General features: G+C 41.2%; 11 protein-coding genes. 9 read left to right on the forward strand and 2 right to left on the reverse strand.

Going from position 1 to position 13,439, the window contains the following annotated elements:
* Positions 1-72 precede the first annotated feature (72 nt).
* Both Q7657_RS17895 and Q7657_RS17900 read left to right on the forward strand, forming a co-directional pair.
* Positions 73-222, forward strand: a complete 150-nt coding sequence (locus Q7657_RS17895; RefSeq protein WP_164488049.1) for a hypothetical protein — start codon at positions 73-75, stop codon at positions 220-222.
* Between the two features lie 407 nt (positions 223-629).
* Positions 630-761 (forward strand): hypothetical protein, encoded by a 132-nt coding sequence (locus tag Q7657_RS17900; protein ID WP_258178221.1) that lies wholly within the window; start codon positions 630-632, stop codon positions 759-761.
* 34 nt (positions 762-795) lie between these two features.
* On the opposite strand, the gene Q7657_RS17905 is transcribed toward Q7657_RS17900, so the two are convergent.
* Complete coding sequence (locus Q7657_RS17905) at positions 796-3,120, reverse strand: ATP-dependent helicase (protein ID WP_107165247.1); 2,325 nt, start codon at positions 3,118-3,120, stop codon at positions 796-798.
* A 248-nt stretch (positions 3,121-3,368) separates the two neighbouring features.
* Between Q7657_RS17905 and Q7657_RS17910 the strand changes: the two genes are divergently transcribed.
* The 7 genes from Q7657_RS17910 to Q7657_RS17940 all read left to right on the forward strand — a co-directional run bounded on the left by Q7657_RS17910 (position 3,369) and on the right by Q7657_RS17940 (position 12,820).
* Positions 3,369-4,079 carry a DUF445 domain-containing protein gene (locus Q7657_RS17910; protein ID WP_107165248.1) on the forward strand — a complete coding sequence of 237 codons (711 nt, stop codon included), beginning with the start codon at positions 3,369-3,371 and terminating at the stop codon, positions 4,077-4,079.
* A gap of 261 nt (positions 4,080-4,340) precedes the next feature.
* Positions 4,341-5,105, forward strand: a complete 765-nt coding sequence (locus Q7657_RS17915; protein WP_107165249.1) for a metal-dependent hydrolase — start codon at positions 4,341-4,343, stop codon at positions 5,103-5,105.
* A 193-nt stretch (positions 5,106-5,298) separates the two neighbouring features.
* Positions 5,299-6,402, forward strand: coding sequence for a phosphoribosylaminoimidazolesuccinocarboxamide synthase (locus tag Q7657_RS17920; protein ID WP_107165250.1), 1,104 nt, complete (start codon positions 5,299-5,301; stop codon positions 6,400-6,402).
* A 448-nt stretch (positions 6,403-6,850) separates the two neighbouring features.
* Positions 6,851-7,027 (forward strand): trimethylamine N-oxide reductase system protein TorE, encoded by a 177-nt coding sequence (gene torE / locus Q7657_RS17925; RefSeq protein WP_053986770.1) that lies wholly within the window; start codon positions 6,851-6,853, stop codon positions 7,025-7,027.
* A 43-nt stretch (positions 7,028-7,070) separates the two neighbouring features.
* Positions 7,071-8,249: a pentaheme c-type cytochrome TorC gene (torC, locus tag Q7657_RS17930; protein WP_107165251.1), complete on the forward strand. Its 1,179-nt coding sequence runs from the start codon at positions 7,071-7,073 to the stop codon at positions 8,247-8,249.
* A gap of 24 nt (positions 8,250-8,273) precedes the next feature.
* On the forward strand, positions 8,274-10,742 hold the full coding sequence (torA, locus tag Q7657_RS17935) for a trimethylamine-N-oxide reductase TorA (RefSeq protein WP_107165252.1): 2,469 nt from the start codon (positions 8,274-8,276) through the stop codon (positions 10,740-10,742).
* Positions 10,743-10,957: 215 nt separating this feature from the next.
* Positions 10,958-12,820 (forward strand): PhoX family protein, encoded by a 1,863-nt coding sequence (locus Q7657_RS17940; protein WP_107165253.1) that lies wholly within the window; start codon positions 10,958-10,960, stop codon positions 12,818-12,820.
* 124 nt (positions 12,821-12,944) lie between these two features.
* Here Q7657_RS17940 and Q7657_RS17945 read toward each other — a convergent pair whose 3' ends face one another.
* Complete coding sequence (locus Q7657_RS17945) at positions 12,945-13,397, reverse strand: hypothetical protein (RefSeq protein ID WP_107165254.1); 453 nt, start codon at positions 13,395-13,397, stop codon at positions 12,945-12,947.
* Between the last annotated feature and the right edge of the window lie 42 nt (positions 13,398-13,439).

Genomic DNA, 13,439 nt, shown 5'->3' on the forward strand with positions numbered 1-13,439 from the left:
TCAATACGATGTTATTTAATTATTGTCTGAATTTATTTAACGATAAATTCTAATGAGTTAAAAGGTTACAGAATGTTAAAGCAATTTCTTAATAATGTATTTCATAAACGCCAAATCAATAAATCCCAACAATTAAGAACGCGTCTTGAATTTGTTATTCAGCAAAACCTCGGTCAGCGTGAAGCACGTTATAATCGTGAACAACGCCACTCGATAGACTAATCGTTCATTATCGTCACGTAGCTATTCATATAATTATTTATGAGATATGAACACTGTAATATTATTGATATTGATTGATTAAACAATAATTTATAAATTAACAATCAATAGACAAGCAAATCAAAAACCAGCAAGCGATTGATTTAAAAGAAATTAAACAAAAAGATAGAATATTTTAAATTTAGTCATCATTAAGATTTTTAACCTTTAAACCACCAATTAAAAGATATTTAACTCTGTTTAATTGTTATGTCTTAATAATGAGTCATCATTTTTAGTACAAAAATACTTATTAGGCATCATATCTATAATTATAAGAAATAAATGACACTCGTCGCACTACTCTGTAACTAACGGTGATGACTTTTTTGTTATATTATTGTTAAAAACAGAGATGAGGATAATTTATGATTAAACAATTGCTCGCATCTATAATGAATAAAAAAAACCAAAAGAAAAAACAGCAAGCATTAAAAAATCGTCTCGATTTTGCAATGTCACAAAACGTAGGAAATAAACCTAGCCCAAGCCATGATTAATATTAATTATCTCAATAAATCGGCTTAACGTTTATTAGCTATATCTTCTAGCCTTTGCTTTCGCTATTACAATAAGTCGATTTACTAACACTTTCTCTTTTGTGATATCCGCTTTCTTTAAATCACGTAATATTCTATTCAATTCTGTTTCTAAATATTTCGCTGTTTTGTTTTTTACCATACTGCGGATCAGCTTTTCTGCATTCTCAGGTAACGGTTGCTCAACCGCCCATAAATAACTGTAAGCAATGTTTCCATCTCGCCCTGATGCAGGTAATACAATTTCTACCGGCTCTGGTGCTGATTGCATGTGATCAATACGACCTAAACGGGTGTAGTAGCCCTGTACGATCGGGGATTTGTGATAAGGCAGCTCATTACCCTCTTGATACAACAATGGACCAATTTCTTGCGCTAATGGCGCTTTTGCTTCAAGAATAAATTGGCTAGCATTTTTATCTTTGCGGATATAACTCTCTTTCTTAGTATTCTCTACCGAGTAGTAGATCTTAGCGCTGTGTTTTGCGCGTGTGATGGCAACATACGCTAAGCGACGTTCTTCTTCAGTATCAGCAGCAATCCCAACCGACGAACGATTAACATATGGAAAGGCGTCTTTATCCCAATAAGGCAAATACACTTGACTATATTCACAACCTTTCGCCCTAAAGATGGTAGTTAATTGTACCTGTGACATTGAGGCTTCTGTTTGGCGTAATGAATCAGAGCGTTGGGTATAGTACTCAAAGTAATTCAACGCCTTTTCACACGCTTGATCCATAGAGGCTAGCACAGTCTCGACACTATCTAACCTTTCAACGGCTTCTTCGATCTCAGATGCTGTCGCTTCAGTTTTCCAAATCCAATTATCCAACTCGCTATCACGACGATATTGACGGTAAACATCTAACGCTTTAAAGCTACCTTTGCGGCGTAGCGTCATCAATAATTCGACGCGTGCTGTAAAGTTATCAAGATTTAAATTGGGTTGTACCTTCTCTGTTTTGCTTACCACGTTTAACCACTGTTCTATGGGGGTATTCGCCAGCTCATCACACAATGGACGTAAATTAGCATTCGGCACATAACAGTGAGGAAACGACATTAAGTTAAACACTAATGCCGCTTTTTCAAACGGCTGTAATTGGTTATAGCGTCCCGTTGCAAAACGCATTACATCCATCAGCAACTTTACTTCTCGGCTATTAGAAAGCACCGAGCCCACAGGCATATAAAACGGAATATTCTTAGTTAAGAACGCCAATTCAAATAACATGGTTTGTGACCAGCGACGAACCAAAATCGCCACATCAGAAGCATCACCACCTTGCTCAATAAATTCAGCAATGGATTGGGCAATTTCCCCTACTTGACGGGCGGTGCCGATCACCTCAACAGGGGTATCATTCACAGACTGATGAGAAATGGTCTGAAAATCATGGAAACGTTGTTTGTTATTGGCAATTAAATGACTCGCAGCGAGTGCTAGACTATGACCAAAACGGAAAGTATGCGACAAACTATAGGTTTTCGCTGGCGCAAAATCTTGCTCAAAATTAAGCATAAACTGCGGCGCACTACCACGCCATTTGTAGATACACTGATCCACATCGCCAACAGCAACAAGCTGTGCTTGAGGGCCTAATAACAGCTTTAATAAACGGTATTGTGCGGTATTAATATCTTGAAACTCATCAACCACCATAAACTGAATCTGCTGATGATAGTGGGCACGTAAAGCGTCATTGTTGCTAAGTACATTAACGGTTTCCACCAACCAATCATCAAAGAACAACTGCTTACGCTCTTTACGAATGGTTTCAAAATTCCAATAGGCTTCAATAATGAAATGGTATTCATCACTGATATCAGACAATTCAAACACTTCTTTCGGTGGCAGCATATGCGCTTTCACCAAGCCAATGAAGCTCATCAATAATTCAATAGTGCGAGGATCTTTAAACGTCTGCTGTTTTTGGTAAGACTTTTCGTTCGCAGCCATTTGACGCAGCAATTGTTTTGCAATCGCCTTATCACTATCCCCATTATTAAAATCAACCTGATAGCCCGTTTCAGCCAAATAACCAGACTGGCGTAATAACTGATAACAAAAGCTATGAAAAGTATGTACTGGGACATTGGCACCAATGCCATTGCGCTCAAGTTTAGCTTTAAAATCAGTGCGAATATCACGGTTGAACATCAGCACCAACATATTCTGTGGTGCAATTGTGGTTAATTTATTTTCAACTAATCCTACCAAGGTGGTGGTTTTACCTGTCCCCGCCCCCGCAACACAAAGTGCATTGCCAGTTTGGTGATTGATAAAAGCCGTTTGTTCAGCAGTAAAGCTTGTCATGACATGCACCACATGATGGTAGAAAAGTGAATGGGCGAGTATAGCAAGTACCGGATCAGGTTTAAATTCATTGCTGGTGATATATACAGCACTCAATAGTAACCAATTGCTATTGCACTATTATCTTGACCGACAAACGGTAGTATTCCCCCACTTCAATTGCTAGAATCTCGCCCAATTAGCCATATCTTGGGCTTACCTCTTTTTAAAACATATTCTGTGTGATCCACACTGAGAACAAACCTGCTATGAATAACAAAAGTTTCCTCACCAACCTTATTTCACTGATTTTGCTGCTCATTGGTTATATTACAAACCAACAAGTGATCTTGTACTGTGGTCTATTCGCTTTCTCTGGTGCTTTAACCAACTGGTTAGCTATCCATATGCTATTTGAGAAAGTGCCTGGCTTATACGGCTCAGGTGTTATTCCCGCACGTTTTGAAGAGTTTAAATCTGCTATTAAAAACCTGATGATGGAGCAGTTCTTCACCCAAGAAAACATCAGTCGTTTTCTTAACAAAGAGATGGCTGGCGCAACGAACTTAAACCTTCAACCTGTGATTGAAAAAATCGATTTTGCCCCAGCGTATGATTCACTATTAGATGTGATCATGAATTCACAGTTTGGTGGCATGCTTACAATGATGGGTGGTGCAGAAGCCTTACAACCGTTACGTGAACCCTTCATTGAAAAAATGCAAAGTGCTGTGACAGATATTAGCCAACAAGATAACTTCAAAGCGGCACTCAAAGATCAACTCGCAGCACCAGAATCTCTGCATGATATTGAAGGCACCATTGAAGAGATCATCGATCAACGCCTAAACGAACTAACACCTAAAATGGTGAAAGAAATGGTCCAAAAAATGATCAGCGAGCATTTAGGTTGGCTAGTGATTTGGGGCGGTGTTTTTGGTGGTTTGATCGGTATTATCTCAGCCCTTATAGCTGGCTAACTGATACTTCACTTTATACCCATAATAAAGCCTTGCTTGAATTGCATACATTCAAGCAAGGCTTTTTCTTGGATACATTGTTTGGATGTAGAGACACGCCATTTCCCACTCTATTTCTATAAAGACAGACAACTGCTCGTGTTCGATGGTTATTTATCCGAAAAAACATCAATTACATACTAAAAATGTGATATTGGTTGAAAATTATGACCGAAAAATGATAAATACAACTGTATAAATACCCAGTTGGACTCTTCTTCCTTGGCAAACTTTTCTACTCATTTCAGTGTTGCAGCCGTTGCTAGTGGTTTAACCGCCACCGCCTTTCTTTCGGCTGATCACATTACGCCTTCAATGGCGATATGGATGACCTTTCTAGGCACCATTGGTGGCTTATTGCCTGACATCGACTCAGATCACTCCACATCAATGAAAGCCTTATTTAATATTTTGGCTGGCTTTTGTTGTTTCATCTTGATCAGTCATATTTATACCCAAGTCACTATGCTAGAACTGCTGCTTTATACCGCAGCTTTATTCATTACTATTCGTTACATGGGCAAAGCAGTATTTGAGCGTCGTACCGTTCACCGCGGCTGCTGCCATTCCATTGCCTTTGTATTACTGATCTCTCTGTGCTGTGTACATGTGAGCTCTATTATTGGTCATACTGCGGAGACTAGCTGGCTTACCGGTGGTTTTGTTCTATTTGGGGGCTTAGTTCATCTAATGCTTGATGAAATTTACAGTGTGGATTTATCCAACCAGCGTTTAAAGAAATCCTTCGGCACTGCTTTAAAGCCTTTCTCATTTGCTAACCCTCTGATTAGTTTGGCGCAAATTGTTGCTATCGTCTTACTCTTTTCCACTGCCCCGTCCTACCACAAAACGCTGCATATTTTGAGTAACTGGCATCATTTTAAATTTAGCCCAGCGTGGTTTAATTGGTCAGATATAGAAGTATGGGTGAATCATTTTATTCATCAAGCCCCACAGAAATTGAGCACTATTCATAAGCTGTTCTAGAACAACCTTCGGCGATAATCATCTTAATGAATATCGCCTTTTTTATGCTTTAAAATCACGATGCAAACGTTTGCTTTTTCTCTGGCAGTCAATTCTATAACCTTGTATGATGCGTCTACGATGATGTTTAGCCATATGTTCTTATGGCAAAAACTCTGCATTTCTGCGTAATCATTTGAATAGGATTTTCACGATGAGCCTTGCCGATCAAGTTTTAGCTGTTAATGATGATCTCCCAATCCGTACTGATAAGCCTGTACACAGCGGTAAAGTACGCTCTGTTTACTGGCTGACTGAAGCTGACAGTCGACGTTTGATTAAGGAAAAAGGCTACAATGTCCAACCTGATGCACCATTAGCCATTATGGTGATCAGTGATCGTATCTCTGCATTCGATTGTATTTGGCATGGCGAAGGTGGCTTAAAAGGTGTGCCGGGTAAAGGCGCTGCACTGAACGCCATTTCAAATCACTGGTTTAAGCTATTTAAAGACAACGGCTTGGCTGATAGCCATATCTTAGATATTCCCCACCCGTTTGTTTGGATCGTCCAAAAAGCCAAACCTGTGATGGTTGAAGCCATTTGCCGTCAATACATCACAGGCTCAATGTGGCGAGCTTACAGCAAAGGTGAGCGTAACTTCTGTGGTATCGAACTGCCAGAAGGGTTAGAGAAAGATCAAAAACTGCCTGAGCTACTAATGACGCCATCAACCAAAGGTATTCTAAAAGGCATTCCTAATGTTCCTGAGGCTGATGATGTCAATGTCACCCGCGATGATCTCGTTAATAATTACGCTGCATTTAACTTCCGTAATACTGATGATATTGCGCAATACGAAAAGCTATTAGCTGAAGGCTTTAACGTGATCAGCGACGCGCTCGCAAACCTCGATCAAATCTTTGTCGATACCAAATTCGAGTTCGGATACGTCACAGATGCAAGTGGCACTGAAAAGCTAATTTATATGGATGAAGTAGGTACACCTGATTCTTCACGTATTTGGGATGGTGCTGCTTACCGTGACGGACAAATCGTCGAGAACTCGAAAGAAGATTTCCGCCAAGTGCTGCTAAACACTTTCCCTGATCCTGATATCTTATTAAATAAAGATCGTATGGAAGAACGTTTCGCTCTTGCTCGTGATAACGAGTTACCACAAGACGTACTGATGCAGATCTCTAAAGTTTATACTGGGATAGCTGAAAAAATCACCGGTGAACAAATCAAACTAAGCCAAAATCCAAAAGCTGAAATTATCGAGATTTTGCGCAATCAATATCAATTAATCGACTAATCACTTCAACGTCTTTTCTTCAACATAAAAAACAGGCCATAAAATGCCTGTTTTTTATTCTTTCCAACCATTAATATTGTTCATATTTAAACAACCTATAATAATTTTGATTATTCTTTCTTCCCTACTTGTATTATTTTATTGCTCTAATTGATACTTGTTTTGTTGTATTTGATTACAATCACCCAACTAATAAAACAATTACCACAATCAACCAACCCTATTCCCACGTTGACACTATTAATATATTTTTATATTTTATAATATTTATATTTATATCAATATTTGCTATTAATGTATTCGTTTAAAATCAAAAAACCCTTCAAAACATAAGCATAACCATAAAGTATTAATTGAATTATGTATGACGGTTACTTTATGATCGTTATATAAATAGATTTAATAAAAATATTTATATCTACTCATTTTTTACAAAACAGGAGGTTCTATGACCAGTGTGACTGATCAAGAAACCAAGCAAACACGTAGCCGAGAATGGAAGATGTTCCTTTTTATTGTCATCTTTTTGTTTCCTATTCTCAGCGTCATTTTTGTCGGCGGCTACGGCTTCACCGTTTGGATGCTACAACTATTTGTTTTTGGTCCACCAGGGCATGGCGGTTAATCCCTACTAATTACCGTGAGCATCCTTTTAAAGAGAATTAATAATGAAATCATTTTTAGCTAGAGCTTGGCAGACCCTATCACGCCCAAGCGTTCATATTAGTCTAGGTGTCCTAACCCTTGGTGGCTTTATTGCTGGTGTTATTTTCTGGGGTGGCTTTAATACCGCACTAGAAGCAACAAACACTGAAGAATTCTGTGTCGGCTGTCACGCTGAAAACGTTGCGCCTGAATATGCAAACACAATCCACGATAAAAACCGTTCAGGTGTTCGTGCAACGTGTCCTGATTGTCACGTTCCACATGATTGGACAGATAAAATCGCCCGTAAAATTCAAGCAAGTAAAGAAGTCTTTGCCCACATGGCAGGCTTTATCGATACTCCTGAGAAATTTGAAGAACGTCGTATTGTGCTAGCACAGCACGAGTGGGAGCGTTTCAAAGCAAACGGCTCACAAGAATGTCGCGACTGTCACGATTACAAAGGCATGGACTTCAATAAGATGTCTCCTGTTGCGCGTGTTCAAATGAAGAACGCTGCAGAGCGTGATCAAAGCTGTGTAGATTGTCACAAAGGTATTGCTCACCACTTACCAAAAGACATGGACACAAGCGGCGGTATGATTTCAGAGCTGGTACAACTTTCTCACAACACGTCATACAACAAAGGTGAAGAAGTTTACAGCGTACGTTTCCTTCCTGTGTACGAAGATAAAGATCTTAAAGTGGAAGCAGGTCTACTTAACCCTGCATCTGGCGTAAAAGTGATTGATGAAACCGACAACGCCGTTGAAGTTGAAATTGCAGGCTGGCGTAAAGATAAGGGTTACGGCCGTGTGATCCAAGAAGATTTCGGTATGAACATCCCTGTGGCTTCACTACTGAAAGAATCTGCACAAAACGACAAAGTTGTTAGCAAGTACGAAGAAAAAGTTGACGATCTAACAGGCCTTCCTTGGCAGCGCGTAACAGCAACTGTTTGGATGCCGAAGGATTCTCTTGTAAACGACATCACACCAGTTTGGGAAAAAGCGAAAACCGCATATACCACTAACTGTTCTGTATGTCATACCCAACCTGCTGAGAACCACTTCGATGCCAATACTTGGCCGGGCATGTTCGACGGTATGTTAGCGTTTGTTAACTTTGACCGTGACAGTGAAGCAGTTGTACGTAAGTACCTTCAGAAGCACTCTTCTGACTTCTCTGAAGCACAACACTAAGTATTGATGGAGTAAAGAATTAATATGTCTGTATCAAGAAGAAGTTTCCTTAAAGGCATTGCAACAACTAGTGCTGCTTCTGTGATTGGCCCTAGCCTACTTGCATCATCAAAAGTGTTTGCGGATGACACTATCGGTCAAGGCACGTGGCGTTTCTCTGGCTCACACTGGGGCGCATTCCGCGCCCACATCTATGCGGGTAAAGTGCAAGAAATCGAAGCGATTGAGATCGATAAGAACCCAACCGAGATGCTAAAAGGCATCAAAGGTGTGATCTACAACCCTTCTCGTGTTCGCTACCCAATGGTGCGTCTAGATTGGTTGAAGAAAAACAAATTCAGCGGCGAAACTCGTGGTAATAACCGTTTTGTACGTGTGACTTGGGACGAAGCGTTAGATCTGTTCTACCGTGAACTTGAGCGCATGCAAAAAGACTACGGTCCATGGGCAATTCACGCAGGTCAAACTGGCTGGCGTCAAACAGGTCAATTCCACAGCTGTACTAGCCACATGCAACGTGCAGTAGGTATGCATGGTAACTACATCACTAAAGTAGGTGACTACTCAACGGGGGCGGGTCAAACCATCATGCCTTACGTGCTAGGTTCTACTGAAGTGTACGCACAAGGTACTTCATGGTCTGAAATCCTAGATAACTCGAAGAACGTTATCCTATGGGCGAACGATCCTGTGAAAAACCTGCAGGTGGGTTGGAACTGTGAAACACACGAATCTTTCCCTTACCTAGCACAACTAAAAGAGAAAGTGGCTAACGGTGAGATCAACGTGATCTCTGTCGATCCAGTTAAAAACAAGACTCAACGTTACCTAAACAACAAGCACTTATACATCAACCCACAAACTGATGTGCCGTTCATGTTAGGTGTTGCTCATACCCTGTACACCGAGAACCTTTACGATAAAGAGTTCATCAAGATGTACTGTTTGGGCTTTGACGAGTTCATTGGTTATGTGAAAGGCGAAACCAAAGACAAAGTTGAGAAAACACCTGAATGGGCAGCTCCAATCTGTGGTGTTCCAGCAGAACAAATCAAAGAATTTGCTCGTATGCTGGTTAAAGAGCGTACTCAGATCTTGTTCGGTTGGTGTATTCAGCGTCAAGAGCACGGTGAGCAGCCTTACTGGATGGGTGCGGTTATTGCTGCAATGGTTGGACAAATCGGCCTACCGGGCGGTGGTATCTCCTACGGTCACCACTACTCAGGTATCGGTGTACCATCAACGGGCTTTGCTGCACCGGGTGGTTTCCCACGTAACGTAGACGAAGGTCAAAAACCTAAGTGGGATAACAACGACTTTAACGGTTACAGCCGTACTATCCCTGTTGCGCGTTTCGTTGACTGTATTCTAGAGCCGGGTAAAGAAATTAAATACAACGGTTCTAAAGTGATCCTGCCGGGTTACAAGATGATGGTGATCAGCGGTAACAACCCTTGGCACCACCACCAAGATCGTAACCGTATGAAGCAAGCGTTCCAGAAACTACAAACCGTTGTCACCATTGATTACGCATGGACTGCAACCTGTCGTTTCTCTGATATCGTGCTACCTGCATGTACGCAATTTGAACGTAACGATATCGACGTAATGGGCTCATACAGTGGTCGTGGTCTGTTAGCGATGCATAAGTTAGTTGACCCACTATACCAATCGAAAACTGACTTCGAGATCTTCACTGAGCTGACACGTCGTTTCGGTAAGAACAAAGAATACACCCGTGGCATGGATGAAATGCAGTGGGTTCGTATGCTGTACAACGATTGCCGTAAAGCAAACGAAGGCAAGTTCGATATGCCTGAATTCGATGTATTCTGGGAGAAAGGCTACCTAGATTTTGGTACAGGTAAACCTTGGGTTCGCCACGCAGCGTTCCGTCAAGATCCTGAAATCAACGCACTAGGTACACCATCAGGCTTTATCGAAATCACCAGTCGTAAGATTGGTCGTTACGGTTACGAACACTGTCAAGAACACCCAATGTGGTTTGAAAAGACAGAACGTTCACACGGTGGTCCTGGCTCAGATAAACACCCGTTCTGGCTGCAGTCTTGTCACCCAGACAAGCGTCTGCACTCACAAATGTGTGAAGCTGAAGAGTTCCGTGCAACATACACAGTACAAGGTCGTGAACCTGTTTACATCAACCCACAAGATGCAGCAGAAAAAGGCATTAAAGATGGTGATGTAGTACGTGTATTCAACGATCGTGGTCAGCTATTAGCAGGTGCCGTGCTTACTGATAGCTACCCTCGTGGTGTTGTGCGTATCGAAGAAGGTGCATGGTATGGTCCATTGAACGAAAAAATTGGTTCAATCGACACTTACGGTGATCCAAATACCCTAACTATGGATATTCCATCTTCTGAGCTTGCGCAAGCAACCAGTGCACAAACCTGTATTGTTAACTTCGAGAAGTTCAAAGGTGAACTACCACCAGTAACCTCCTTCGGTGGTCCAATTGAAGTAAGCTAATTCACTTCATTATGTAAATAAAAGGCTCCTCTTATGGAGCCTTTTTTACATCTGTTATGCCGTATTTAAATCAAATTGTTCTAAATCGCATAGCAACAATGATTCCAAAAAGGAATTTGTACATTTTTGTTTAATCATTTTATAACTTTTTTGTCATATTCAATCACTAGTATCAGCGCGTTATTGTTATTCTTATAAACATCAGGAAGTAAGTCATGACGACTAAGAACGTGCAATTTAGTGACATCATCAATAAAGGTTTAAGCCGCCGTAAATTTCTTCAAACGACAACTACCACGGCTGCTTTCTTTGCTGCATCCCCTACTATTGCATCTGCTACAACGCAAACGAAACAAAAAGAGCCTGCTATCAACTTCAAACCTGTACCCACTTCAGTTGCCGATACAGTCGTTGTGCCTGAAGGCTATCAAGCTGAAGTGTTAATTTCTTGGGGTTCACCACTGTTTGCCGATTCTCCAGCTTTTAATCCTTCAGCAAATAGTGAGGCTCAACTAAAACAGTTTGGCGATAACAACGACGGTATGGCGTTCTTCACCCTCACTAATGAGCGCGCAGTATTAGCTGTAAACAATGAATACACCAATTACGAATACTTATTACCAAACCAAGGTAAGACGCTCTCTGCTGACGATGTGAAAAAAGCCCAAGCGGCTGTTGGTAACTCAATCGTAGAGCTAGTAAAGAAAAATGGGCAATGGATCGTGAACCAAAACGGTCGCTTAAATCGCCGTATCACTGCGAATACACCAATGGAAATTACCGGTGTTGCAGCAGGTCACCCTCTTCTAAAAACCAAAGCAGATCCAACCGGTACACGTGCTTTAGGTACTTTTGCTAACTGTGCAAATGGTGCTACGCCTTGGGGAACGTACCTCACCTGTGAAGAAAACTTTGATGATTTCTTTGGTACTGATACAAATGTAGCGGTTGATTCGAACCAAGAGCGTTACGGTATCAGCCCTGAAAATAAAGACTACCGCTGGTATGAGCATGATCCACGTTTTGATATTGCTCAAAACCCTAATGAGCCAAACCGTTTTGGTTGGGTTGTAGAAATCGATCCAATGAACCCAAATTCAATGCCAAAGAAACGCACTGCATTAGGACGTTTTAAACACGAAAACGCCGCAGTTACTATCAACAATGACGGTTATGTTGTGGTGTATTTAGGTGATGATGAGCGTGGTGAACACTTGTACCGCTTTGTATCAAAGAACAAATATAACCCAAGCAACCAAGAAGCGAACCGTGATCTTCTTGAAGAAGGTACACTGTATGTCGCGAAATTCGACGCAAAAGACGGTGAATTAAAAGGCACAGGTCAATGGATTGAACTTACGTTTGGTAAAAATGGCCTGACACCTGAGAACGGTTTTGCTAGCCAAGCAGAAATCATGATCTTTGCTCGTAAAGCAGCAACACATGTAGGTGCAACAACCATGGATCGCCCAGAGTGGGTAGCCGTGAACCCACATACAAGCGAAGTTTTCTGTACCCTAACCAACAATAAGAACCGTGGTGTTAAACCGAATCAACCGGTTGACGCAGTGAACCCTCGCGAGAAAAACCCGTATGGCCACATCCTGCGCTGGAATCCATCCAACGGTAACCATACCGCTGAGACTTTTGACTGGGATCTTTACCTCATTGCAGGTAACCCAACGGTACACAAAGATTCATTGATGGCTGGTAGCAAGAACATTAACAAAGACAACATGTTCAACTGTCCTGATGGCTTAGGTTTCGATAAAGACGGTCGTTTATGGATCCTAACAGATGGCGATGATTCCAATGAAGGTGACTTTGCTGGTATGGGTAATAACCAAATGCTTTGTGGCAACCCAGTAACCGGTGAAATACGTCGCTTCCTAACAGGTCCTATCGCTTGTGAAATTACAGGTATTACCTTTAGCCATGATAGCAAAACTATGTTTGTTGGCGTTCAGCATCCAGGTGAAGAGCAAGCACCATCTCACTTCCCTGATGGCGGTCGCAGTACTCCTCGCTCTTCTATCATGCGAATCACTCGTAAAGATGGTGGCGTGATTGGCGCATAATTCACAGCGCTAACAACCAAGATCCCCCCGATGATTAAGGTTCGTTAAAATGTGATTACATATATTAAAGCCCTAGTATTATTTACATCTCTTATTGAATTCGTATCTAATGCTAGGGCTTTGTTTATTCTTTATTTTTACTTTTAACTAAACGGCATTGTGCCAATACTTGCTGCTTGTTGATTGGATACTGGCTATCAAGATCCAAAGAACAGGTATAGTTGGCATTGAATGTATTCAAGTTAAAATTAAGCGAATGCTCCCCCCAATGAAAATCTTCAAACCACATATCACCTTCAAGATCATCTTGTAAATTCACCACTTGATGATCAGGCAGTGCAACCTTACAAATCTGTTGCGATGATGTCAGCCCTTGGCTTGTTCCTTCTTTGAAGTTCTCAAGTGTAAAGCAAGGATTCACTTCTGAATTAAACACCACAACGCGAAAGGTGCCTAAGTTATCAATCCATTGGGTCGAAACAAAATCAATGTCGACCGATATAACTGGAGCAGGCTTGGCATGGACTTGAAATGCGGTGAGTAAACAAAACCCTAGCCATTTGGTGTATTTCATCATCTCTTACTCAGTATTTATCTAAATTAATGATGTTGCTTGTGC

This window comes from Candidatus Photobacterium acropomis (genome assembly GCF_030685555.1).
Classification (GTDB): Bacteria; Pseudomonadota; Gammaproteobacteria; order Enterobacterales; family Vibrionaceae; genus Photobacterium; species Photobacterium lucens.